At 69.3% G+C, this 23026-nt stretch carries 22 protein-coding genes and 1 pseudogene; 15 read left to right on the forward strand and 8 right to left on the reverse strand.

The genetic code is table 11. The annotated features are described in order from the left end of the window. Positions 1-69: 69 nt before the first annotated feature. Positions 70-504 carry a GtrA family protein gene (locus tag QM721_RS10645; RefSeq protein WP_415121723.1) on the reverse strand — a complete coding sequence of 145 codons (435 nt, stop codon included), beginning with the start codon at positions 502-504 and terminating at the stop codon, positions 70-72. Then, the gene (locus tag QM721_RS10650; protein ID WP_415121725.1) at positions 501-986 is read right to left on the reverse strand and encodes a PH domain-containing protein; all 486 of its coding nucleotides are present in this window, start codon (positions 984-986) and stop codon (positions 501-503) included. The genes QM721_RS10645 and QM721_RS10650 overlap by 4 nt, the downstream gene beginning before the upstream one ends. Before the next feature lie 60 nt (positions 987-1046). Between QM721_RS10650 and QM721_RS10655 the strand changes: the two genes are divergently transcribed. Beyond that, positions 1047-1682: an alpha/beta fold hydrolase gene (locus QM721_RS10655; protein WP_415121727.1), complete on the forward strand. Its 636-nt coding sequence runs from the start codon at positions 1047-1049 to the stop codon at positions 1680-1682. A 124-nt stretch (positions 1683-1806) separates the two neighbouring features. Then, positions 1807-3030 carry an MFS transporter gene (locus QM721_RS10660; protein WP_415121729.1) on the forward strand — a complete coding sequence of 408 codons (1224 nt, stop codon included), beginning with the start codon at positions 1807-1809 and terminating at the stop codon, positions 3028-3030. Between the two features lie 173 nt (positions 3031-3203). Here QM721_RS10660 and QM721_RS10665 read toward each other — a convergent pair whose 3' ends face one another. Continuing rightward, a complete protein-coding gene (locus QM721_RS10665; RefSeq protein ID WP_415121731.1) occupies positions 3204-4196 on the reverse strand; it encodes a DUF808 domain-containing protein in 993 nt (330 codons plus the stop codon). Positions 4197-4377: 181 nt separating this feature from the next. Continuing rightward, the gene (locus tag QM721_RS10670) at positions 4378-5151 is read right to left on the reverse strand and encodes a biotin--[acetyl-CoA-carboxylase] ligase (RefSeq protein WP_415121733.1); all 774 of its coding nucleotides are present in this window, start codon (positions 5149-5151) and stop codon (positions 4378-4380) included. A gap of 88 nt (positions 5152-5239) precedes the next feature. Between QM721_RS10670 and QM721_RS10675 the strand changes: the two genes are divergently transcribed. Genes QM721_RS10675 through QM721_RS10685 form a run of 3 tightly spaced genes read left to right on the forward strand, consistent with a single transcriptional unit; the run spans position 5240 to position 7287 of the window. Beyond that, complete coding sequence (locus QM721_RS10675; protein WP_415121735.1) at positions 5240-5731, forward strand: DUF937 domain-containing protein; 492 nt, start codon at positions 5240-5242, stop codon at positions 5729-5731. After that, positions 5728-6345 carry a Maf family protein gene (locus QM721_RS10680; RefSeq protein WP_415121737.1) on the forward strand — a complete coding sequence of 206 codons (618 nt, stop codon included), beginning with the start codon at positions 5728-5730 and terminating at the stop codon, positions 6343-6345. Before QM721_RS10675 ends, QM721_RS10680 begins: the two co-directional genes overlap by 4 nt. Positions 6346-6384: 39 nt before the next feature. Continuing rightward, positions 6385-7287 carry a decaprenyl-phosphate phosphoribosyltransferase gene (locus tag QM721_RS10685; protein WP_415121739.1) on the forward strand — a complete coding sequence of 301 codons (903 nt, stop codon included), beginning with the start codon at positions 6385-6387 and terminating at the stop codon, positions 7285-7287. A gap of 107 nt (positions 7288-7394) precedes the next feature. On the opposite strand, the gene QM721_RS10690 is transcribed toward QM721_RS10685, so the two are convergent. Next, positions 7395-8297 (reverse strand): endonuclease domain-containing protein, encoded by a 903-nt coding sequence (locus QM721_RS10690; RefSeq protein ID WP_415121740.1) that lies wholly within the window; start codon positions 8295-8297, stop codon positions 7395-7397. Positions 8298-8603: 306 nt separating this feature from the next. Between QM721_RS10690 and QM721_RS10695 the strand changes: the two genes are divergently transcribed. From QM721_RS10695 to QM721_RS10710, 4 genes are all read left to right on the forward strand, one after another. Continuing rightward, positions 8604-10169, forward strand: coding sequence for an acyl-CoA carboxylase subunit beta (locus QM721_RS10695; protein ID WP_415121742.1), 1566 nt, complete (start codon positions 8604-8606; stop codon positions 10167-10169). Next, positions 10166-10384, forward strand: a complete 219-nt coding sequence (locus QM721_RS10700) for an acyl-CoA carboxylase subunit epsilon (RefSeq protein ID WP_415121744.1) — start codon at positions 10166-10168, stop codon at positions 10382-10384. The genes QM721_RS10695 and QM721_RS10700 overlap by 4 nt, the downstream gene beginning before the upstream one ends. 81 nt (positions 10385-10465) lie before the next feature. Continuing rightward, positions 10466-12229 carry an acetyl/propionyl/methylcrotonyl-CoA carboxylase subunit alpha gene (locus tag QM721_RS10705; protein WP_415121746.1) on the forward strand — a complete coding sequence of 588 codons (1764 nt, stop codon included), beginning with the start codon at positions 10466-10468 and terminating at the stop codon, positions 12227-12229. 102 nt (positions 12230-12331) lie between these two features. Further along, positions 12332-12970, forward strand: a complete 639-nt coding sequence (locus QM721_RS10710) for a hypothetical protein (RefSeq protein WP_415121748.1) — start codon at positions 12332-12334, stop codon at positions 12968-12970. A gap of 108 nt (positions 12971-13078) precedes the next feature. On the opposite strand, the gene QM721_RS10715 is transcribed toward QM721_RS10710, so the two are convergent. Further along, a complete protein-coding gene (locus QM721_RS10715; RefSeq protein ID WP_415121750.1) occupies positions 13079-14491 on the reverse strand; it encodes an NAD(P)H-quinone dehydrogenase in 1413 nt (470 codons plus the stop codon). A 214-nt stretch (positions 14492-14705) separates the two neighbouring features. Here QM721_RS10715 and QM721_RS10720 point away from each other — a divergent pair, with 214 nt between their 5' ends. The 4 genes from QM721_RS10720 (at position 14706) to QM721_RS10735 (ending at position 18585) form a co-directional block, all read left to right on the forward strand. Then, on the forward strand, positions 14706-15122 hold the full coding sequence (locus tag QM721_RS10720) for a hypothetical protein (RefSeq protein ID WP_415121752.1): 417 nt from the start codon (positions 14706-14708) through the stop codon (positions 15120-15122). Positions 15123-15258: 136 nt separating this feature from the next. Then, positions 15259-16050: a purine-nucleoside phosphorylase gene (locus QM721_RS10725; protein ID WP_415121754.1), complete on the forward strand. Its 792-nt coding sequence runs from the start codon at positions 15259-15261 to the stop codon at positions 16048-16050. A gap of 211 nt (positions 16051-16261) precedes the next feature. After that, positions 16262-17923 carry a phospho-sugar mutase gene (locus QM721_RS10730; RefSeq protein WP_415121756.1) on the forward strand — a complete coding sequence of 554 codons (1662 nt, stop codon included), beginning with the start codon at positions 16262-16264 and terminating at the stop codon, positions 17921-17923. Between the two features lie 47 nt (positions 17924-17970). Continuing rightward, positions 17971-18585, forward strand: coding sequence for a uridine kinase (locus tag QM721_RS10735; protein WP_415121758.1), 615 nt, complete (start codon positions 17971-17973; stop codon positions 18583-18585). 248 nt (positions 18586-18833) lie between these two features. On the opposite strand, the gene metG is transcribed toward QM721_RS10735, so the two are convergent. After that, entirely contained in the window at positions 18834-20621 is a 1788-nt protein-coding gene (gene metG, locus QM721_RS10740) for a methionine--tRNA ligase (protein ID WP_415121760.1), read from the reverse strand. A gap of 147 nt (positions 20622-20768) precedes the next feature. Here metG and QM721_RS10745 point away from each other — a divergent pair, with 147 nt between their 5' ends. Next, positions 20769-21986, forward strand: a complete 1218-nt coding sequence (locus QM721_RS10745; RefSeq protein WP_415121762.1) for an inorganic phosphate transporter — start codon at positions 20769-20771, stop codon at positions 21984-21986. Next, positions 21986-22267 carry a hypothetical protein gene (locus tag QM721_RS10750; RefSeq protein ID WP_415121764.1) on the forward strand — a complete coding sequence of 94 codons (282 nt, stop codon included), beginning with the start codon at positions 21986-21988 and terminating at the stop codon, positions 22265-22267. The genes QM721_RS10745 and QM721_RS10750 overlap by 1 nt, the downstream gene beginning before the upstream one ends. 258 nt (positions 22268-22525) lie before the next feature. Here QM721_RS10750 and QM721_RS10755 read toward each other — a convergent pair. Further along, positions 22526-22931 (reverse strand): annotated as a pseudogene (locus QM721_RS10755) (cytidine deaminase). Positions 22932-23026: the final 95 nt, after the last annotated feature.

Genomic DNA, 23026 nt, shown 5'->3' on the forward strand with positions numbered 1-23026 from the left:
GAAGCGACGTGGAAACCCGGAAACGTCGGCGCGACGCCTCGGGCGGGAGGGTGGGTGTGGGGTGGGGGGTCAGGGGGTGAAGATGAGGGTGCGCTGGACGACGAAGTTGACGGCGGTGGCGGCGCCCTGGGCGATCACGAAGCCGATCAACTGCGCCCAGGTCATCGTAGGCACGATCTCGGCGCCGGCGCCGATCACGATCAGCCAGGGGTAGAGCACGGCGAAGATGCCCACCTGCAGCACGAAGGTCAGGGCGTACAGGCCCATCACCGCGGCGAATTTGCGGCGAGAGCCGTCCGACACGAAGGTCCAGCGTCGATTGATCAGGTAGGCGGTGGTGGTGCCGGCAATGAACGACAGGACCTTGGCCGGCAGGTAGCCGAGGCCGACTGCCATCAGGGCTACCAGCAACCCGTAGTCGACGATCGCCGACAGTCCACCGGTGATGACGAAGCGCACGAGTTGAGTGCGCAGCGCTGGCTGTGCGGGCGTGGCGGCGGTCACGCCCGCACCCCGAAGAGCAAGTTCGACACAGCCACGCCAACCTCTTCGACCTTGGGAATGTCATTGAGCACCACCGGCGCCTCGGCTGAAGTGGTGAACACCAGCGAGCCGCAACCGAATATGCGATCGGTGAGGCTGCGTTCGTAGGCCACGTTGGTAATCCGCGCCACCGGCACGTCGTGGCCCACCTTGTTGACGATGCCGGTGCGGGTGATCAGCCGATGGGTGGTGAGGGTGTAGGTGGTGGTGCGCCAACGGAGCAGCGGCAGCAGGTAGGCCGGAATGGCGAGCCCGACGACCAGAGCTACCGTGACCCACCCCGACCACGGACGCCAAGCGGCCGGCATCACCGCGAACGCCAAACCGCCCAGCGCGGCGAGCAGCAGCAGCCAGGCGGTCGGGCCGATCATCACCTTGCCGTGGGAACGCAGGTGCAGCAGTTCGCTCTCGCCGGTTCCGAGCAGCTTGGCGGGTAGTCCCATGCTGCCCATTATGGCGAGCCCCCAAGGCATTCCCGTCCGGCGGCATGGTTCGATAGGCCCATGTCGGTGCCTCTGCTGGTGTTCTTGCACGGCCTGGGCCAAACCCCGCAGTTCTGGCAGAACCAGGTGACCGTGCTGCCGTCGTCCACCCGAGCGGTCGCACCCTGGCTGGACGGGCTGCGCCCCGGCTCGTCCGCCGGGTTCGAGCTGGAGCGGGCGGCTGATGCCGTGCTGACCCAGTTGAACCGGTTCGGGGTCGATCAGGTCGCGCTGGTGGGTAGCGGCCTGGGGTCGTCGGTGGCCGTGGCGGCAGCCGGACGCTCCCCCGCCGCGGTGTCGCACCTGGTGCTGAGCGACGTGCTGCCCCGCACCCCCAGGCTGGCCGGCGCGCTGCAGCGGCTGGCCATGCGCGCCATGCCGGCGGCCACGCTCGCCGATGCCGGACTCGACCGGGAGCGCATGCTGGCCCTGATGAGGACGTCCGCGGCCATCGACCTGCGGCCGCTGCTCCCCGAGGTCACGGCACAGACGTTGGTGGTCGGCGGCTCGGGCAACCCGTCCGGCGTGACCGCCGGGCGCGAACTGGCAGCGGCTATCGCCGGCGCCCGCTGCGAGGTGGTCGGACGCGCCGGATCCGGCGTACCCGCCGAGGCGCCGGAGGAGTTCAACCGGCTGCTCTACGAATTTTCGGGCTGAGCCAGCCCCGCCGGCTGAACCAGCCGGAACCGTCCCCTGAACCAAGCGGAACCGTCCCCGATGCTTGCGGATGGATCAACGTGACGATTCGGCGCTTGCAGCGGTGCTAGGCCAGAATGGTCCGATGCGTGCCTACCGGGAGATCTTGAGCCTGCCCGGCACCTGGCAGTTCAGCGCAGCGGGACTGCTGGCCCGCTCCGGCGGAGCCATGATGGGCCTCGGCATGGTGCTGATGGTGTCGGCCCTGTACGGCAGCTACGGGCTGGCTGGGGCGCTCGCCGCGTCGAACGCGACGGCCTGGGCGTTGGGCACCGCGGCGCTGTCGAACCTGGTCGACCGGTACGGGCAACGCCGGGTGATGTACCCGGCGGTGATCGTGTCGGCCTCCGCGCTGTCGCTGCTGGTGGTTTTCGCCATGCTGCAACTGCCGGCCTGGGCGCTGTTCCCGCCCGCGATCATCTGCGGCGCCACCGGGGGCGCACCCGGCGCCCTGGTCCGGGCCCGCTGGAACAACGCCACGAACAACCACGAGCAACTGCACACCGCCTACGCGCTGGAGTCGACCCTCGACGAGGTCACTTTCGTGGTCGGCCCGGTGCTGGCCACCGCCCTGTCGACGGGGGTGCACCCGGCCGCCGGCCTGATCGCGCCCGTGGTGTTGTCGTTGGCCGGCGCGCAGTTGCTCTACTCGCAGCGCGCCACCGAGCCACCGGTGATGCCGCGGGTCTACGCCGGCGGCGCGAAGCCACCGCTGCTGAAGCGACTGGTGCTGCTGGTGCCCGGCGTGGGCGCCGTGGTCGCGGTCAACCTGCTGATCGGCTGCGTGTTCGGTTCGATCGACGTGTCGGTGGTCGCAGCCGCCACCGAATGGGACGTCCGGGCCGCGGCCGGTGTCGTGCTGGCCCTGTTCTCGCTCGCCTCGGGCCTGGCCGGCTTCTACTACGGCTCACGGGGCTGGTCTTCACCGCTGGTCTCACGCTTCCTGTTTGGCGTGGCGGCACTGTTCGCGGCCTGCTTGTTGATGCTCACGGCAACGTCGGTGCTGGTGCTGTGCGTGGTCGCACTGCTGGTCGGCATCACCGTGGCCCCCACCCTGATCAATGGCAACTCGCTGATCGGACGGCTCGTCCCCCGCGATCGGCTCACCGAGGGCCTGTCGTGGATGGGCACCGGCATCGGCATCGGGGTCGCTGTCGGCTCGAGCGTCTCGGGCGCGGTGATCGACTCGTCGGGCTACCCCGGCGGGTTCATGGTGGTGGCCTGCTTCGGCGCCGTGGCTGCGCTGATCGCGCTGGCCGGACGATCCGGCCTGCGCCGCGCTATGTCCGCGAGCGAGCTCGACCGCTGAGTCGGCAGGCTCGCCGGGCTAGCGCTGGCGCAGCCAGCCAGGCAAGTGCTGATCAACGCGCCCACCGCCGGTTGAGCTCGTCGAAACCCCTAGCCACAGCGTGATGGCCAAGGTCTCGACAAGCTCGACCAGCGAAGAATCAGCGTTTCCCGAATCTTGGCTCGCACTCGTCCTCAGGGTGCCGGCTGGTCCGACCCGGCCTCGGGATCGTGACCCTCGGCGCCTGCGCTGGCGTGGCTCTTACCGGTGACCCGGTGCAGCAGCGTCATCACGGCCACCACCACCGCGCCGACCAGGAGGCCGATCACGGCCGACGCGCCGGTGTTGACCAGCCAGGCGAAGAGTTCGCCGAAGAACCCCGGAACGGCATGCCCGATGGCCTCTTCGGCATGGTGCACGAGGTCATAGACCGGGTGCCAACCCAGCTCGTCGACGCCCACCAGCAGAATGTGACCGCCCACCCAGAGCATCGCGACGATGCCGACGTTCGACAGCACGGCGAGCACCCTGGGCATCGCGGCCACCAGTCCGCGTCCGAATCCGGCCAGCCAGCCGCTGCGTTCGGTGGCCAGGTGCAGGCCGACGTCGTCCATCTTGACGATTACCGCGACCACCCCGTAGACCAGCACGGTCATCACCAGCGCCACCACGATCAGCGTCACAGCGCGTGACAGCAGCGGTTCGGAGGCCACCTCGTTGAGCGCGATCACCATGATCTCGGACGACAGAATGAGATCGGTGCGGATCGCCCCGCCAACCATCGCCTGCTCGTCGGGCCCGCCCACCACCGGCGTCGGCTCGTGCTGGCCGTGGCCGCCGAACTTCTCCCATACCTTCTCGGCGCCCTCGTAACACAGGTAGGTGCCGCCGACCATCAGGATCGGGGTGAGCAGCCACGGCACGAACTGGCTGAGCACCAGCGCGGCCGGCAAAATGATCAGCAATTTGTTGCGCAGCGAACCGACGGCGATCTTCTTGATCACCGGAAGCTCCCGTTCGGGGCTGAACCCGTGCACGTAGCGGGGGGTCACGGCGGTGTCGTCGATCACCACGCCCGCGGCCTTCGCGCTGGCCCGTCCGGCGGCGCCCGCAACATCGTCCATCGAGGCCGCGGCCAGCTTGGCCATCGCCACGATGTCGTCCAGCAGGGCAAAGAAACCGCTCACGCGCCGCAACTCCTTGTTCGATCAATCTCATCAGCGTATCCAGGGAAACGCTCAATTCTCGCTGGTCGAGCGTGTCGAGACCTCGGTCAATAGGCTGTGGCTAGGGGCTTCAACACGCTCAACCAGCGGTGGGCGCACTAATCAGCACTTCCCTGGGCCTCGACGCCCGCGAAGGACGGCCTCAACGCAGGTGCAGTACGTCGCCGGCGGCAAACGCCCGCTCCCCCAGGGGGGTGCGCACGACCAGCCGCCCCCACTCGTCGACGCCCAGGGCCAGCCCTTCGACGCTCAGCGACTCGGACTGCTGCACCCGCACTGGTCGCCCGATGGTGCTGCAGTGCCGGCCGAACCAGGCGCGCAGGTCGTCGCCGTCCAGCCACCGTCGGTAGCCCTGCTCCAGGGCCAGCAGCACGCCGCCGACCACCGCGGTGACGCTGGCCTGGGAGCCCTCCAGCGCCAGCGAGGTGGCGGTCGGCACGGGCAGCTCATCCGCGGCCAGGGTGGTGTTGATCCCCATGCCGATCACCGCAGCGTCCCCGACCCGCTCAGACAAGATGCCGCACACCTTGCGGCCCTCGATCAGCACGTCGTTGGGCCACTTGACCGCGGCATCGACGCCAGCCGCCGATCGCAGCCCCTCGGCCACCGCCACGCCGGTGACCAGCGGCAGCCACAACCAGCGTTCCATCGGCACATCGCCGGGCCGCAGCAGCACCGAAACGGCCACGGACGTTCCCGGCGGCGCCTCCCAGCGTCGTTCGAACCGGCCCCGTCCGGCGCGTTGGTGGTCGGCCACCAGCACCGCACCCGACGGCGCCCCGGCCACCGCTTCGGCGGCCAGGTCGGCATTGGTCGAACCGGTTGCCGGCACGCACGCAACGGACTGGAACAACCGGCCCGGCCCGGTGAGTGCCGCAGTGAGCGCGGCGGCATCGACCAGCGACTGATCAGGCACGCCGCTCAGGGTAGTGCGCCCCCTTCGTCCGGAGGCCACAATGTCCGGGGGACGGTTGCCGGCGACCGTCGGAACAGGAGAGCAGGCCATGCGCGCCGCCGACGAGATTCTCGCAGCCTTGCCGCTGGGCCAGCGTGCCGCCCAACCAGGGATCGCCGAGCAGGCCGTCAGCACGGGCCTGCCCGCCCTGTTCGCCGGGGTGCAGGCCAACGTCACCGACAGTGACCAGGGCTCGTTCAGCCTCGCCAGTACGCTCACCCGGCACAGCGAACCGCAGTTCTTCGACGGCGGGGTCAGCCGCGACGGCGTCGACACCAGCGACGGCCAGGGGATCGTCAACCACATCTTCGCCGACGCTTTGGAGCAGCCGCGGGAGCTGCAGGCCAGTTCGGCCGGCGCGGACGACGTGATCGGCAGGGCGCTGCCCATTCTCGCCCCGATCGTGCTGGCCTACCTGGCCACGAAGCAGCACCTGGGCGGCTCCGGCCTGCAGCAGCCGTCCGACGACGGGCTGGGCGGCGGCATGGCTGGGCTGGGCGATCTGCTCGGCCCGATTCTCGGTGGGCTGTTCGGCCGATGAGAGTCGTTCTCGCATCGGCCAGCCCGGCCCGGCTGCAGGTGCTACGCAGGGCAGGGGTGGCCGCCGAGGTGATCGTCTCGGGGGTCGATGAGGACGCCGTCGCCGTCGAGCCTGCTGCCGCACTCACCCTCACCTTGGCCCGGCTCAAAGCGCACGCCGTGGCCGATCAACTCCTGCCCGGCGACGAGCCCGTGCTGGTGATCGGCTGCGACTCGCTGCTGGAGTTCGCCGGGCAGCCGCAGGGCAAGCCCGCCGACGCCCCCACCGCCGTCCGGCTCTGGCAGGCGATGCGCGGACGGTCGGGCGTGCTGCACACCGGCCACCGCGCGATCGTTATCGACGAGGCCGGCACCCGGGCCGCCGAGCGGGTCGCGTCGACGGTCGTGCACTTCGCCCAGGTGAGTGACGCCGAGATCGAGGCCTACGTCGCGACCGGCGAACCGCTGTGGGTGGCCGGAGCATTCACCGTGGACGGCCTGGGCGGGCCGTTCGTGGCCAGCATCGAGGGTGATTATCACAATGTGGTGGGGCTCTCGTTGCCACTGCTGCGCGACCTGCTGCTCGAGCTGGGCATCGACTGGACCAGCCTGTGGCGAGCGACACCCGGGGGCTGACGGGGTCGCTCGCTGGTCGAGGCACTAGCCTGTCGCTCGATGTCTGATAATGCGCTGGTCCAACCCAAGAAGTCACCGCTACCCGCTTGGCTGCGGGCGATGCGGCCCAAACAGTGGGTGAAGAACATCCTGGTCTTCGCCGCTCCGGTGGCGTCGGGGGCATTGTTCGACCCACGGGTGTTGGCCAACACCGTGTGGGCGTTCGTCGCGTTCTCGCTGATCAGCGCGTCGATCTACCTGATCAACGACGTCCGCGACGTCGAGGCCGACCGGCTGCACCCGAAGAAGCAGTTCAGGCCGATCGCCGCAGGCGAACTGGGGGCGTCGCCGGCGCTGATCCTCGCCGGCGCGACCGCGGTGGCCAGTCTGGCGATCGGCTGGTGGGTGGCGCCGATGCTGGGCGTCACGCTGGCGGTGTACTGGGTGCTGCAGGTGTGGTACTCGATGTTCCTCAAGCACCAACCGATCATCGACCTGGCCATGGTGGCCGCCGGCTTCCTGCTGCGCGCGGTGGCCGGAGGCGTGGCGTCCGGCATCGAGTTGTCGCAATGGTTCCTGCTGGTGGCGTCGTTCGGTTCGCTGTTCATGGTGGCCGGCAAGCGCTACTCGGAGATGAAGGAGTTGGGCTCGGACGCCGGCACCCGCGCCTCGCTGGAGCGATACTCGCTCAGCTACCTACGCTTCGTCTGGGCGATCTCGTGCTCGATCGTGATCATGTCGTACAGCCTGTGGACCTTCGAGCACCGCGCCAACGAGCCCTGGGGCGTGCCCTGGACGACGATCTCGATCGTGCCGTTCACGCTGGCCCTGCTGCGGTACGCCATGGACATCGACGCCGGTAACGCGGGCGAACCCGAAGACGTGGTGCTCAACGACCGGGTGCTGCAGGGGCTGGCGGTGCTGTGGCTGATTCCGCTCGGCATCGGCATCTTCGTGCACTGAGCGCGCGGCATTCCCCACCACGCTCAGCGATTAGCGTTGGTTCCTAGGACGGGTCGCGAAAGTGCACCACATTCCTCACCCCTGCACGCTTCTGACGGCGCATGCACTCACGAATGTGGTGCAGTTTCGCGAGCCAATGCGGCCTGAATCGTCTGGATCACCGCGTCCGGCTGCTCGGTGACCTGCCTCCAGGTGAACCGCAGCACGCGATAGCCCGCCAGCACCAGCGCATTTTGCCGCACCCGATCGGTCTCGAACACCGCGCGTCGGCTGTGCACCTCGAAACCGTCGAACTCGACGATGAGGTGCTGCTCGACCCAGCACAGGTCCGGGTAGTAGCGGGTCTCGCCGACGATCAGTTCGGCGTTGGCGACCCAACCCCCGATTCGGTGCCGACGCAGCAGTGCCTGCAAGACGCGTTCACCGCCCGACCAGGGGTTGTCCAGTGACGCCCGGACGACTCGCCGCCGGACGTCCTGCCCCGGTGAACCAGCCATCGCCGCAACGGCGTCAGGCAACTCGCTCACCTGCAGCCGACCAGCCCGCAGGAACTGCTCGATCAACTCACCGTCGTCGCGGACGGCTGCCTCGACCGCGACGAACGCCGGGGATGGGCAGCGCAGGCCCCGGACGGTCACCCGCTGCTGCGGCGGAACTCGTCGGCGCACCCACCGCAGTCCGGACGTCGCGCGCCGGCTGTGCTGGTGGGCGAGCACGACCTCCTCACCCTCACCGAACTCGTGCTGCAGCGCACCGGTGAGCGCCTGCACCGCGCTGGCCCCCCACAGCACCGATCCCGTGGCGAAGGCGAGCGCCGCCGCGAAGCGCGTGCTGCGGTCGAGCCGCAGGTCGGCGTCCACATAGGTTCCGGGCAGCACCCGCACGATGGTGCGGGTGCGCACCAATTCGTCGAACGCCGCCCGCGAGCGCAGGTGGTCGCGTTGCCGCAGCACGCCGTTGTTGTGCTTCATCACGAACACCAACGTGAGCATCTCGTCGGGGTCTGGCATGCACCTCAGTCCAGCAGTCCCCCGCCCGCTGTGGGACGTCGTCCACAGGTTTTCGTTGGTGAATCTGCACCAACGTCAGAAGCCCCGCAGGCTACCGAGGCGTGGCATCCCCAGACTGTGGTGCAGTTTCGCGAAGGCGACCCCTTTGCCAGGGCACCGGCCCTGTTCGGTTCAGATCGTCACCCGGACGAGCCTGGCGAGACCTCGGCTGGTGCGCTGGAGCAGAAGGCATCGACGGGCGCAACCGACAGTGGACGCCATGGAGCACGCAACCGGCAACCGGCAACCGGCTACTAGGGTGCGTTCATGGAGCCCGATCTGCACACCACAGCAGGCAAGCTCGCCGACTTCCGCCGCCGCGACGAGCAGGCCAGGCAACCGGCGTCCGAGGCTGCCGTGGCCAGAGTGCACGCCAGGGGCAAGCTCACCGCGCGTGAGCGGATCGAAGCATTGCTCGACCCCGACAGCTTCACCGAGTTGGACGAGTTCGCGCGGCACCGCAGCACGGCCTTCGGCATGGCCCTCAAACGCCCCTACACCGACGGGGTGATCACCGGCGTCGGCACCATCGACGGCCGCAACGTCGCGGTGTTCAGCCAAGACCTGGCCATCTTCGGCGGGGCACTGGGCGAGGTGTACGGCGAGAAGATCTGCAAGCTGATGGACTTGGCGCTGCGCACCGGCATCCCGGTGATCGGCCTGATCGAGGGTGGCGGCGCCCGCATTCAAGAGGGCGTGGTCAGCCTCGGTCTCTACGCCGAGATCTTCAAACGCAACACCCACGCCTCGGGCGTGATACCGCAGATCTCGGTGATCATGGGGGCCGCGGCGGGCGGGCACGTCTACTCCCCCGCGCTGACCGACTTCGTGGTGATGGTCGACCAGACCTCGCAGATGTTCATCACCGGCCCGGACGTCATTCGCACCGTCACCGGCGAAGAGGTCACGATGGAAGAACTGGGCGGCGCCCGCACGCACAACAGCCGCTCCGGCAACGCTCACTATCTGGCCGCCGACGAGCCCGACGCGCTCGAGTTCGTCCGGCACCTGCTGAGTTTTCTGCCCAGCAACAATCTCGACGAACCCCCCGCACTCGGCGACCAGCAGCACCCGCTCGAGCCCGACGATTTTCTCGACGGCGTGATTCCCGACTCACCCAACCAGCCCTACGACATGCACCAGGTGATCGAGAGAATCCTCGACGAGGGCGATTTCTGCGAGATTCACGCCCGCTTCGCCGCGAACATGATCTGCGGCTTCGGACGCATCGAGGGCCACCCGGTCGGCGTAGTGGCCAACCAGCCGATGGTCCATGCCGGCTGCCTCGACATCGACGCCTCAGAGAAGGCCGCCCGATTCGTGCGCACCTGTGACGCCTTCAACGTGCCTGTGCTCACCTTCGTCGACGTGCCCGGCTTTCTGCCCGGCACCGACCAGGAGTGGAACGGCATCATTCGCCGTGGCGCCAAGCTGCTGTACGCCTACGCCGAGGCCACCGTGCCGCTGGTCACCCTGATCACCCGTAAGGCCTACGGCGGCGCCTACGACGTGATGGGCTCCAAGCACCTGGGCGCCGACATCAACCTGGCCTGGCCCACCGCGCAGATCGCGGTGCTGGGCGCCGAGGGCGCGGTCAACATTCTGTACCGGCGTGAGCTGGCCGAGGCCGATGACCCGGCCGTCCGCCGAGCCGAACTGATCCAGGCCTACGACGACGAGTTGTCGAACCCCTGGATCGCGGCCGAACGCGGCTATATCGACCGGGTGATCGCCCCGCGCGACACCCGCCTGGAGGTGGCCACGATGCTCCGCCTGCTGCACACCAAGCGGGCCTCCCTGCCGCCCAAGAAGCACGGGAACATTCCGCTGTGACCGGCCCAGCCGCCCCGATCGTGGTGCACGGTCACCCCAGCGAGTCCGAACTGGCCGCGCTCACCGCGGTGCTGCTCGGCCTGCGCGTCGCCGCCACCACCACCGCCAGCAACGACCCGCAGCCGCCCCCGTCCGCCTGGCGCTCCCGCAGCCGGCAGTTGCGCCTGCCGCCCCGGCCCGGCCCGGGCGCCTGGCGGGCCAGTGCCTGGCCCTGACCGTGGGAATTCGACGAAACCGGTCCGATCATCGGACGAAGCCATGACCCTGTCGCCGATGAGCAGAAAGGAAGCCTCCCGATGGCTGCATTCAGCAAGGTTCTGGTCGCCAACCGGGGCGAGATCGCCGTGCGGGTGGTGCGCGCGGCGCGCGATGCGGGCATCGCCAGCGTGGCCTGCTACGCCGACCAGGACGCCGACGCGCTGTTCGTGAAGCTTGCCGACGAGGCCTTCGCCCTGGGCGGCGACACGCCCGCCGACAGCTATCTCGACATCGACAAGCTGCTGCGCGTCGCCGAGCGCTCCGGCGCCGAGGCCGTCCACCCCGGCTACGGCTTTCTCGCCGAGAACGCCGCCTTCGCCAGCGCCGTGATCGATGCCGGACTGACCTGGATCGGCCCGCCGCCGGCGGCCATCGAGGCGCTGGGCGACAAGGTGCGCGCCCGGCACATCGCCGCCCGGGTGGGCGCACCGCTGGTGCCCGGAACCACTGCCCCGGTCTCGAGCGCCGACGAGGTGGTGGCTTTCGCCGAGCAGCACGGCCTGCCGATCGCCATCAAGGCCGCCTACGGCGGCGGCGGGCGCGGCCTGAAGGTGGCCCGTAGCCTCGACGAGGTGGCCGAGCTGTACGAGGCGGCCACCCGCGAGGCGATCAACGCGTTCGGTCGTGGCGAATGCTTCGTGGAGCGATACCTCGACCGGCCACGGCACGTCGAGACCCAGTGCCTGGCCGACGCGCACGGCACCGTGGTGGTGGTCTCGACTCGCGACTGCTCGCTGCAGCGCCGGCACCAGAAGCTGGTCGAAGAGGCTCCGGCGCCCTTTCTCAGCAAGCAGCAGGTCAGCCGGCTCTACGACTCCAGCAAGGCGATTCTGCGTGCGGCCGGCTACGTCGGCGCCGGCACCTGTGAGTTCCTGGTCGGCACCGACGGCACGATCAGCTTTCTCGAGGTGAACACCCGGCTGCAGGTCGAGCACCCGGTCAGCGAAGAGGTGACCGGAATCGACCTGGTGCGTGAGATGTTCCGGATCGCCGCCGGCGAAGAACTGGGCTACGACGACCCGGCACCGCGCGGGCACTCGATCGAGTTCCGGCTGAACGCCGAGGACGCCGGCCGCGGCTTCCTGCCCGCCCCGGGCACCCTCACCACGTGGCAGCCTCCGACCGGGCCCGGCGTGCGGGTCGACGAGGGCTACCTGGCCGGCATGACGGTACCCGGCACGTTCGACTCACTGGTAGCCAAGATCATCGTCACCGGCGCCGACCGCGCCCAAGCCCTGCAGCGCGCCCGGCGAGCACTGGCCGAGACCCGCATCGAGGGCATGCCGACAGTGCTGCCGTTTCACCGGGCGGTGCTGGACGACCCGGCCTTCACCGCGGCGGGAGGCGACTTCGGGGTGCACACCCGCTGGATCGAGACCGACTTCACCGGCACCGTCGAGCCGTATCGAGGGCCGTCGGCGCTGGCCGAGCCGGCCGAGCGGCAGTCGTTCGTAGTCGAGGTGGACGGCCGTCGGCTCGCGGTCAGCGTGCCCGGCGAGTTGCTCGCCCGGGCCGGCCGTCGCGCGCAACCGGCCCGCGCCGTCCGCCGTTTTGCCGGCTCCACAACCCCCGCCGCGGACTCCGACGATCTGACCGCGCCGATGCAGGGCACCGTCGTGCGGGTCGCTGTCGCCGAGGGCGACGTGGTCGCCAAGGGTGACCTGGTCGTGGTGCTCGAGGCCATGAAGATGGAGCAGCCGATCGCGGCCCACCGGGCCGGAACCGTCACCAAACTCGCCGCCGTCGCGGGCGCCACGGTGCCCAGCGGCGCGGTGCTGTGCACGATCACAGGCACAAGCTGAGCGGACTCTTGCGACAGATGAGATCTCTCAGTTTGTGTCGCAAGAGTGAAATTCATCGAATTTTCTTGGTGACGTGCCAGCTTTTGTGTGCACAATGACCAGATGGACTATCTCGGCGTCGTGCTGCTCGTGGCCGCTGTGGCCACGGCATTCGTCGTGATCGCCCGCAGCAACGCCTGGCAAGGCCGTCGTGCCCGAGCCGAGCACGAGTCCCAATTGGCCCTCGCCAAGCGAGCCGCCGAGGCCGATGTGATCGGGCTGGCCGAAACCCTGGCCAGGCTCTCGCCCGCCGCCGAGACCGATCCGCAGGCTCAGGACGACTACGTCCGTGCGACACAAGCGCACGCGCGGGCCGCCCGCTACCTTCAGGAGGCCACTGAGCCCGGCGAGTTGAGCCTGGTCACCGAGAGCCTCGAGGAGGGCCGCTGGACGGCGGCCCGGCTGGCCGCCCGCGCCGCCGGCGAACCGCTGCCCTCTCGCCGTCCGCCCTGCTTCTTCAACCCCGGCCACGGCCCCTCGGCCCGCAACATTCACTGGGACGGCCGCAGCGTGCCGGCCTGCTCCGCCGACGCCGCCCGGGTCGAGACCGGTGCCGACCCCTACATTCGCACCGTCGTGCGCGATGACCGCCGGGTGCCGTACTGGGAGGGCGGGCCGACCTATGCCGGCTGGGCCAGCGGCTACTACGCGTCGTGGCGGGGCAGCACCCTGGTCGCCGACATCGTGACCAGCAACGCCTGACTCAAACGCAACCACCGCTGGTCGAGCCTGTCGAGACCTTCGCCATCACGCTGCGGCAAGGGGTTTCGACACGCTCAACCAGCGGTGGGCGCAGTGATCAGCACTTCCCTAGAACACCTGGCTGCCTTGGCCTGCCGAATGCGTGTGCAGTCGCCGGGCGGCCTCGGCGATCGACCCCGACAGCGACGGGTACACGGTGAAGCTCTGCGCCAACTGATCGACGGTCAGCTTGGCCCGCACAGCCATCGACAGGCTTTCGATCAGTTCGCTGGCGATCGGCGCCACCACCACACCGCCGATGACGATGCCGGTGGTGGGCAGGCAGAACACCTTGACGAAGCCGTCCGAGATGCCGCGCATCTTGGCCCGGGCGTTGGTGTGCAGCGGCAGCATCACCGCCAGCGCGTTCACCACCCCGCAGTCGACCTCGGCCTGGGTGACCCCCACGGTGGCGATCTCCGGAGCGGTGAACACATTGGCGCAGACCGTCCGCAGATCGAGCGGGCCGACCGCGTCGCCGAGCGAGTGCCACATGGCGATGCGGCCCTGCATGGCCGCCACCGACGCGAGTGCGAACACCCCGGTGCAGTCCCCCGCGGCGTACACCCCCCGAGCGGTGGTGCGCGAGACCCTGTCGACTGTCACGTAGCCACGATCGTTCAGCGCCACCCCGGCCTCGGCCAGCCCGATGCCTTGGGTGTTGGGCACCGAACCCACGGCCATCAGCACGTGCGAGCCGGTGACGCTGCGCCCGTCCGCCAGCTTCACGACGACCTCGTCGCCCACCACCTCGGCAGCCTCGGCCCGCGACTTCGACACGATGGTCATGCCGCTGCGCTCGAACACGTGCTGCACCACGCGCGCGGCCTCGTCGTCCTCGCCGGGCAGCACCTGGTGCCGCGAGCTGACCAGCACCACGTCGGCACCCAGGGCGTTGTAGGCGCTGGCGAACTCGGCGCCGGTGACGCCTGAACCCACCACGATCAGCCGTTGCGGCAACTCGCGCAGGTTGTAGAGCTGCGTCCAGTTCAGAATGCGCTCACCGTCGGGACGGGCCTGAGGCAACTCGCGCGGGGTGGTACCGGTGGCGACCAGAATGATGTCGGCGCCGAGCCTTTCCTCGCCCTCGCCGGTGACCGCGACGACGTGCTCGGTGCCGTCCAGCCGTCCGGTGCCGTCGATCAGCCGGACGCCCTCGGCCCGCAGCCGTTGGTCGATGTCGACGGACTGGGCCGCAGCCAGCCGCAGCACCCGGTCGTTCACGGCTGCCAGGTCGACGTGAAAGGCGTGCGCCAGGTCTGACCGCTCCCCCAGCCGCACCCCCAGCTCGTACGCGCCGCGCATGGTCGACATCACCTCGGCGGTGGCGATCAGGGTCTTGGACGGCACCACGTCGGTGAGCACGGCCGACCCGCCCAGTCCGCGTCGCTCGATCAGGGTGACGGAGCCGCCGAGTTGCGCGGCCACCAGGGCCGCCTCGTAGCCGCCCGGACCGCCCCCGATGATCACCACGTTCGTCACACGGGCATTCTGGCACCCACGGGTGACGGCGTCATCGTCGCGCCGGGCAGGCGTCAAGGGAATGCTGACTCTCGCTGATCGGGCTTGCCGAGACCTGGATCTGGCTTTCTGGTCAGAGATTCCGCATAGCTCAACCAGCGGTGGCTCGCGTTGGTCGGCGCAGCTATGTGCCTCAAACCATCGATCGGCGGCGTAGCGAGGCTAGGCTCGGCCGGTGCCCCGCGACCGTTCCACTCTGACCGTCTGCGTGCTGGCGGGCCTCCTGGTGCTGGTGGCGGTGCTGATGATCACCCTCGGACTGCCCGAGCAGACCCTGCTGCAGCACCGCCTGTTGCAGATGTACTCGGTGCCGCTGTCAGGGGCTCTCGGCCTGGGTGTGGCACACCTGACCACCCGGCTCTCACCGATCGACGGTGCCACTCGCATCGTGCTGGTGGTGGCCGTGGCTGCCACGGCGCTGGGCGTGGGGCTGATGGCCGCCGGGGTGATCCTCGACGTGGACGGCCTGCTGCCGCTGGGCCAGGCCCTGATTTGGCTGGCCCTGGGGTTCGCCGTGCTGTGGCTGGTGGCCAAACTGCCACCCCGCAAGGGTGGCCGTAGCTTCGACCTGCGTCCGGTCGACGACGAGTAGGCCCGCCGGTCGGTCCTCGCGCAGCCCCCGCCAGGCCGGTGGCAACCCCCGCTGGTCGAGCCTGTCGAGGGCACAGCCGCTCGAACGCGTCGGCCAGCCCTGTCGAGACTGGTTCGACTGGCGCTATCGTCGCGCCATGAGCGACCCTTACCAGCTCGCTGCGCAGGCCGCCGAGGCGCTGCGCAGCCGCTTCGGCATCGACGGTATCGATCTTGCCCTTGTGCTCGGCTCGGGCTGGGCCCAAGCCGCGGAGGGCCTGGGCGAGCCCCTGGGTGAGTGCCCGTTGGACGAGCTGCCGGGCTTCAGCGCCCCGGTGGTCGCCGGCCACGGCGGCACGCTGCGGCTGGTGCGCACCGCGTCCGGCTCGGTGGCTGCGATCTTCACCGGACGCACCCACCTGTACGAAGCCCGCGGGGTGGCCCCGGTGGTACACGGCGTGCGCACCGCGGCGGCTGCTGGCGCGCGGCGGCTGCTGCTGACCAACGGCTGCGGTGGCATCGGCCACCCGGCCGGAGCCGTGGTACTGATCGCCGACCAGATCAACCTGACCGGCGCAACGCCCCTGGTCGGCCCGCGGTTCATCGACCTGACCGAGGTCTACAGTCCGGCCCTGCGCGCTCTTGCCAAGCAGGTCGACCCGAGCCTGGATGAGGGCATCTACTGCCAGTTTCACGGGCCGGCCTACGAGACGCCGGCCGAGGTGCGCATGGCGCAGGCCATCGGCGGCACGCTGGTGGGCATGTCCACCGCTCTGGAAGCCATCGCGGCCCGCGAGCTGGGGCTCGATGTGCTCGGCATCTCGCTGGTCACCAACGCTGCAGCCGGCATTGCACAGCAGCCGCTCACCCACGCCGAGGTGGTCGAGGCGGGCCACACCGCCCAGCCGCGGCTTCGCGCTCTGCTCAGCGGCCTGCTGGAGCGGCTGTGAGCACCCCGTTTCGGTGGCCTGCTGGAGCGGCTGTGAGCACCCCGCTGAACGGAGCAGCGATCATGACCACCGTCAGGGAAACACCGATTGTTCGCTGGTCGAGCTTGTCGAGACCTCGAATCTGTCGCTCTGGCAAGGGGTTTCGACCAGCGCAACCAGCGCTTGGCTGTGTTGATCAGCTCTTCCCCAGGGACTCCCCCTCGGAGCGACCGTGACCACTGCACTCGGCGACACCCTCGAGGCACAGGTCACCGCCTGGTTCACCGACGACCCCGACCCGGCCACCCAGCTCGCTCTCACCAACCTGCGCGACCGGGCCCGCGACGGCGATCCGGCCGCCCTGGCCGAACTGACCGACGCCTTCAGCGGCCCGCTCAGCTTCGGTACCGCCGGGCTGCGCGGAGCACTCGGACCCGGGCCGAACCGGATGAACCGGGTGGTGGTGGCGCGCGCGGCCGCCGGGCTGGCGGCCCACCTGCTCGACCATGGGCATGCCGGTGACCGGGTGATCGTCGGTTACGACGCCCGTTACAACTCCGACGTGTTCGCCACCGACACCGCTGAGATCCTGGCCGGGGCGGGGCTGCGTCCGCTGCTCTGCACCCAGCATCAACCGACTCCGGTGGTGGCCTTCGGCATCAGGCACTACCGGTGCGCGGCCGGGGTGGTCGTCACGGCCTCGCATAATCCACCGCACGACAACGGCTACAAGGTCTACCTGGGTGACGGCTCGCAAATCGTCCCACCCGCCGATGCCGAGATCGCCGCGCAGATCGCACGAGCGTCACGGGTGCCGGTGGCCGGATTGCGCCGCAGCGACGACTATCACCGGCTCGGCGACGAGTTGGTCGAGGCGTACCTGTCGCGGGCGTCGGCTCTGGTGGCCGGCTCCTCCGCCCGCGAGCTGGTCTGGGTGCACACCGCGTTGCACGGCGTGGGCACCGAGGTGGTCACCCGGGCGGCGGTCGCGGCCGGCTTTCCGGCGCCGCACCTGGTCGAGGCCCAGGCCGCCCCCGACCCGACCTTTCCGACCGTCGCATTTCCCAACCCCGAGGAGCCGGGCGCGATCGACCTGGCCCTGGCGAAGGCGGTCGAGGTGGGTGCCGACGTCGCCGTGGCCAACGACCCCGACGCCGACCGATGCGCCCTGGCCGCTCCCGTGAACGGGTCGTGGCGCATGCTCAGCGGAGACGAACTGGGCTGGCTGTTGGCCGCGGCATCCCTGGCGGACGGGGTCCGTGGCACCTATGCCTGCTCGGTGGTGTCATCGACGCTGCTGGCCGACCTGGCCGCCGCGCACGGTCAACCCTTCGCGCAGACCCTCACCGGGTTCAAGTGGATCGCCCGCGTGCCCGGCCTGGCCTTCGGCTACGAAGAGGCGCTCGGCTACTGCACCGACCCTGCGGCTGTGGCCGACAAGGACGGCGTGACCGCCCTGCTGCGGGTGCTGGCACTGGCCGCCGGGCTGAAGGCCGAGGGACGCAACGTCACCGACCTGCTCGACGATCTGGCCCGCAGCTTCGGCGTCTGCCTCACCGAGCCGCTGAACTACCGGGTGGCCGACCTCGCGCTGATCGGCGATGCGATGGCCAGGCTGCGCGCCACCCCGCCCGGCACCCTGGCCGGCGAGCCGGTGAGTGCGGTCGACCTGGCCCGGGGCTCGGACGAGCTTCCGCCCACCGACGGACTGCTGTTCACCGGTGAGCGGGTGCGGGCGGTGGTCCGCCCGTCGGGCACCGAGCCAAAGCTGAAGTGCTACCTGCAGGTGAGGCTTCCTCCCGACGCCTCCCACGACCTGGCCCTCGCCCGGGCGGAGGCTTCCGGGGTACTGGCGAGGCTGCGCGCAGACCTGGCCGGCGCACTGGGGTTGTGACGGACTCGATCCGCGTGGGCAGCGACCGATCGCTACACTCACCGGTCATGCAGCACCCGCCCGCGCCCCGCCGGCTGGTGCTGGTGGCCGGGCCGTCCGGCAGCGGCAAGAGCCGACTGGTGCTCGGCTCGGGGCTGCCGCAGGTGCGACTCGACGACTTCTACCACGACGCCGACCACCCCGGCCTGCCGCAGACCCTTGGCATACCCGACTGGGACGACGTCGCCACCTGGAACGGTGCGGCAGCGATCGCGGCGATGGCCGAACTGCTCAGCACCGGAGCGACCCACACCCCCGACTACTCGATTCCGTTGTCGCGCACGGTGGGCGAGAAATGCCTCACCATTCCCGACGACGCCACGGTGGTGCTGGCCGAGGGCATCTTCGCCGTCGAAGCGTTGCCGCTGGCACGGGGGGCCGGCATCGAGGCCGAGGGCATCTACCTCGACCGGCCGGGTCTGCTGGTCGCCTGGTACCGGCTGCGTCGCGACCTGGCACAGAAGCGCAAGCCACCGTGGGTTCTGTTGCGACGCGGGCTCGCCCTGTGGCGGGCACAAGGGGCGTTGAAGCGCAAGGCCGTTGCCAACGGCTTCCGCCCGCTGACCTACGAGCAGGCGCAACGGCGGCTCACGGCGATCGCGCCGCACTCTGTTGATGCGTAGCGGAAAGACCCTGTTGATGCGTAGCGAAAAGGCCGCATCACCGTGGCGACGGCACTCGGCGGCCCACGGAAACGCTGATCCATCGTTGGCCGAGCTTGCCGAGGCCGCGGATGTACCGCTGTGGCAAGCGGTTTCGACGTAGCTCAACCAGCGGTGGACGCGTTGCTCAGGCCTTCCGCAGAGCCGGTCACGTCACCCTGGTGGCCGACTCGGCAGGCTCGGCCCGATGATCGACGCACGCGCCGTCCTCAGCCGATCGGCGCCCACTCCGGGCCGGTCTCGGCCAGCTTCGGATCGAGCTTGGTGAAGATCGGGGACGGCTTCGCCAGCGGCGTCCCGACGGCGATCGGACGCGACTCCCAGGTCGCGGCCTGGTTGACGTAGTCGCCGCGCAGCACCGGGTAGGGCGCCTCGGCGCCCGGCTCGGTGACCTCGGTCAGCTCCGGCTGGGCCGCCCAGATGCCCTCGCCACCCAGCGCTTCGAACACCTTCTGCGCGGCGTGCGGCAGCAGCGGGGTGAGCAGGGTGTTGCAGTCCTGGACGACCTGCAGCGCGACGTGCAGCACGGTGTCGCGGCGGACCGGGTCGTCCTTCAGCTTCCACGGCTCCTGGTCGGAGATGTACTTATTGGCCAGCCCGACCACGCGCATCGCCTCGGTGGTGGCGAGCTTGAATTTGCACCGGCTCCAGGCGTCGCCGACCACGGCATAGGCGTCCTTCGCCGCCTGCAGCAGCGCCTCGTCCACCTCGGTCAGCTCGCCGGCGACCGGGATCGCGCCGACACCTCTGTGCGCCATCGAGATCGACCGGTTGACCAGGTTGCCCCACTCGTTGGCCAGCTCGAAGTTGATCCGGCGGACGAACTCCTCCCAGGTGAAGTCGGTATCCTGGTTCTCCGGGCCGTTGACGGCGATGAAGTAGCGCAGCGCGTCCGGGCCGAAGTCGCGCAGGAAATCGCGCACGTAGATCACGTGCCCGCGCGACGACGCCAGCTTCGAGCCCGACATGGTCAGGAACTCCGACGACACGATCTCGGTGGGCAGGTCGAGCAGCCCGAACGCCGACGGCTCGCCGCCCTTGTCGCCCTGGCCGTTGGCACCGAGCAGGATGCCGGGCCAGATCACCGAATGGAAGGTGATGTTGTCCTTGCCCATGAAGTAGTAGGAGCGGGCCTCGTCGTTGCTCCACCAGCGCTTCCAGGCGTCCGGGTCGCCGGACCGCTTGGCCCACTCGATGGACGCCGACAGGTAGCCGATCACCGCGTCGAACCAGACGTAGATCCGCTTCATCGGGGCGTCCTCCCAGCCCTCGAGCGGGATCGGCACCCCCCAGTCCAGGTCGCGGGTGATCGCCCGGGGGCGGAGCTCGGCGAGCAGGTTCTCACTGAACTTCAGCACGTTCGGACGCCAATCCGTCCGGGTCTCCAGCCATTCACCGAGCGCCCCGGCCAGTGCCGGCAGGTCGAGGAAGAAGTGTTCGGTCTCGATGAACTGGGGGGCCTCGCCGTTGATCCGGGAGCGTGGGTTGATCAGGTCGATCGGGTCGAGCTGGCGTCCACAGTTGTCGCACTGGTCGCCGCGGGCGCCGTCGAAGCCGCAGATCGGGCAGGTGCCCTCGATGTACCGGTCGGGCAGGGTGCGGCCGGTGGACGGGCTGATCGCGCCCTGTTGCCGCTGCGCGACGACGTAGCCGTTGGCGTGCAACGTCCGGAACATCTCCTGGACGGTGGCGCGATGGTTGAGCGTGGTGGTGCGGGTGTAAAGGTCGTAGCAACAGCCGAGTCCGGCCAGATCCTCGGCGATCACCCGGTGGTACTTGTCGGCGGTCTGCTGCGGGGTGAGCCCCTCCTTCTCGGCCTGCACCTGGATCGCGGTGCCGTGCTCGTCGGTTCCCGACACCATCAGCACGTCGTTGCCGGCCATTCGCATGTAGCGCGAGAAGACGTCGCTGGGAACGCCGAAGCCGGACACGTGACCGATGTGCCGCGGGCCGTTGGCGTAGGGCCAGGCGACCGCGGTCAGGATGGGTGAACTCATGGTCCTCATCCTATTGGCCCGCCCCGGTGCCCCCGAACCGCGGTAACGCAATGATTTCTCAACGGCGAACAGGCGGTTGACTACGGGTGACAGATGACCCTCAACCATCTGTTTCCGCACTGGCAAGAATGTCCCTACGATGAGGATGTGTCCCCCGAGCTCATCTTGTTGACGCTCGTCGTCGTCACGGCTTTGGCCTTCGACTTCACGAACGGTTTTCACGACACGGCCAACGCCATGGCCGCATCGATCGCCACCAAGGCGCTGACCCCGAAGACCGCTGTCGTGCTCTGCGCCTCGCTCAATCTGGTCGGCGCATTGCTCTCGGTCGAGGTTGCGTTGACCGTCACCAACGCGGTGATCAACCTGCAGAACGCCGATGGCACCCCGCGAGCAGACCTGCTGGCCGACGGGGGCGACAAGCTGCTGCTGATCCTGCTGGCCGGGCTGGCCGGCGCGATCATCTGGAACCTGGCCACCTGGCTGTGGGGGCTGCCGTCCAGTTCGTCGCACGCCCTGTTCGGGGGCCTGATCGGCGCCACCCTGGCCGGGCTGGGCTGGGACGGCGTGCACTGGGTCGGCGATGGCGGCAAGCTCGACGGCGTGATCGGCAAGGTGATCATTCCGGGGTTCATGTCGCCGGCGATCGCCATGATCGTGGCGCTGGTCGGCACCCACTTCGTCTTTCGGGTGGCCGCTTCGCTCGGCGAGAAGTACCGCAAGCAGGGCTTTCGCTGGGGTCAGGTCGGCGCCGCCTCGCTGATGTCGCTGTCGCACGGCACCAACGACGCACAGAAGACGATGGGCGTCATCACGCTGGCCCTGATCGCCTCGGGCGAGTGGCACAGCACCCACGAGGTGCCGTTATGGGTCAAGCTGGCCTGCGCCGTGACGATCGCGCTGGGCACCTATCTGGGCGGCTGGCGGATCATTCGCACCATGGGCAAGGGCCTGGTCGAGATCGAGCCGCCGCAGGGAATGAGCGCCGACATGAGTTCGGCCGCGGTGATCCTGGCCTCCAGCCAGCTCGGTTTCGCTCTTTCGACCACCCATGTCGCCACCGGTTCGATTCTCGGCTCGGGCGTCGGACGACCCGGAGCCCAGGTGCGCTGGCCGGTGGCCGGACGGATGGCGTCCGGCTGGCTGAGCACCCTGCCGTCGGCCGCCGCGGTCGGGGCGCTGATGTTCTTCATCGGCAATTCCCTCGGCACGGGCTGGGGAGCCGCCGTCGTCGTGCTGCTGCTGCTGGCCGCCGGGGTGTACATGTGGCTGCACTCGCGCAAGGAACCGATCGGCCACCACAACGTCAACGACGAGTGGGACGACGCGAAGCAGAAGAAGAATAAGACAGAGGTGGCGGTCTGATGCTGCTCTCGGCTCTGGACGGTGCCTGGCGGGTGCTACTCGCCGGTTTGCTGCTCGGCTCGGGCCTGCCGATTCTGTTCGCACTGGGGGTCAAATCGCTCGCCTGGGCGAACGGAGATCTGCCCGACCGCCCGGCCAACCGGGCCGGGAAGGTGATCGCGGTGGCGCTGTTCGCGATCGTGCTGCTGGCCGTCCTGCTCGGCATCAGCTACATCGTGGCGCACGGCTTGGGCTACACGCTGGTCTGGAACGGCCCGTTGCCAAGCTTCACCGCCAAGTAGGTCGAGCGGTCGGCTGCGATCACCGATCTCGCCTTCAGTGCCCACCTTCTCGGCACCGGCCCGGTTCCACGTCATTTCGCCAAGGAAGCTTTGAGCCTGCCGAAACCCCTTGCCACAGCCACACAGCCAAGGTCTCGACACGCTCGACCAACGAATCACCCGCGCTGAGGACGAGGCGAAGCCGGGTCGCGAATCTCGTCGCGGTGCAGAGTCACCGGGTGCTGCACGTGCGCCGCCAGGTGCGCCGATGACTGACGCTCAGCTCTGCGCGGTGACGTGGCTCAGGTCGTCCGGCCCGAAGGCGCCCGGCAGCACCTGGGCCATCGTCCAGACCCCGTCGGGGGTATCGATCAGCAGATCGGCGCCGCCATGCTCGTACAGCAACTGCCGGCAGCGCCCGCAGGGCATCAGCGGCTCGCCGAGTGCGTTGACGCAGGCAAAGGCCACCAAGCGTCCGCCGCCGGAGGCCACCAAATCGCTGATCAACCCGCACTCGGCGCACAGCGTCACCCCGTAGCCGGCGTTCTCGACGTTGCAGCCGGCCACCACTCGTCCGTCGTCGACCAGCGCGGCAGCGCCGACCCGAAACCGCGAATACGGGGCGTAGGCGCGGCCGGCACAATTCCTGGGCCCGGGTCCGCAGGGCGTTCCAGTCGATCTGCATGTCAACCCCTCCGTCGATTGATCTGGTCGAACCCCTCAGGGCCTCGACAACCTCGACCAGCGGGTTGTCACTACAGACGCGTCCGGTATAGCCAT

The organism is Micropruina sp., from assembly GCF_047602085.1.
Classification (GTDB): Bacteria; Actinomycetota; Actinomycetes; order Propionibacteriales; family Propionibacteriaceae; genus Micropruina.

Coding starts and splice junctions, on each gene's coding strand:
- QM721_RS10725 (WP_415121754.1), top strand. CDS start 15,259: ATGAGCGACCCTTACCAGCTCGCTGCGCAGGCCGCCGAGGCGCTGCGC.
- QM721_RS10675 (WP_415121735.1), top strand. CDS start 5,240: ATGCGCGCCGCCGACGAGATTCTCGCAGCCTTGCCGCTGGGCCAGCGT.
- QM721_RS10695 (WP_415121742.1), top strand. CDS start 8,604: ATGGAGCCCGATCTGCACACCACAGCAGGCAAGCTCGCCGACTTCCGC.
- QM721_RS10750 (WP_415121764.1), top strand. CDS start 21,986: ATGCTGCTCTCGGCTCTGGACGGTGCCTGGCGGGTGCTACTCGCCGGT.
- QM721_RS10660 (WP_415121729.1), top strand. CDS start 1,807: ATGCGTGCCTACCGGGAGATCTTGAGCCTGCCCGGCACCTGGCAGTTC.
- QM721_RS10735 (WP_415121758.1), top strand. CDS start 17,971: ATGCAGCACCCGCCCGCGCCCCGCCGGCTGGTGCTGGTGGCCGGGCCG.
- QM721_RS10655 (WP_415121727.1), top strand. CDS start 1,047: ATGTCGGTGCCTCTGCTGGTGTTCTTGCACGGCCTGGGCCAAACCCCG.
- QM721_RS10685 (WP_415121739.1), top strand. CDS start 6,385: ATGTCTGATAATGCGCTGGTCCAACCCAAGAAGTCACCGCTACCCGCT.
- QM721_RS10680 (WP_415121737.1), top strand. CDS start 5,728: ATGAGAGTCGTTCTCGCATCGGCCAGCCCGGCCCGGCTGCAGGTGCTA.
- QM721_RS10650 (WP_415121725.1), bottom strand. CDS start 986: ATGGGACTACCCGCCAAGCTGCTCGGAACCGGCGAGAGCGAACTGCTG.
- metG (WP_415121760.1), bottom strand. CDS start 20,621: ATGAGTTCACCCATCCTGACCGCGGTCGCCTGGCCCTACGCCAACGGC.
- QM721_RS10690 (WP_415121740.1), bottom strand. CDS start 8,297: ATGCCAGACCCCGACGAGATGCTCACGTTGGTGTTCGTGATGAAGCAC.
- QM721_RS10710 (WP_415121748.1), top strand. CDS start 12,332: ATGGACTATCTCGGCGTCGTGCTGCTCGTGGCCGCTGTGGCCACGGCA.
- QM721_RS10705 (WP_415121746.1), top strand. CDS start 10,466: ATGGCTGCATTCAGCAAGGTTCTGGTCGCCAACCGGGGCGAGATCGCC.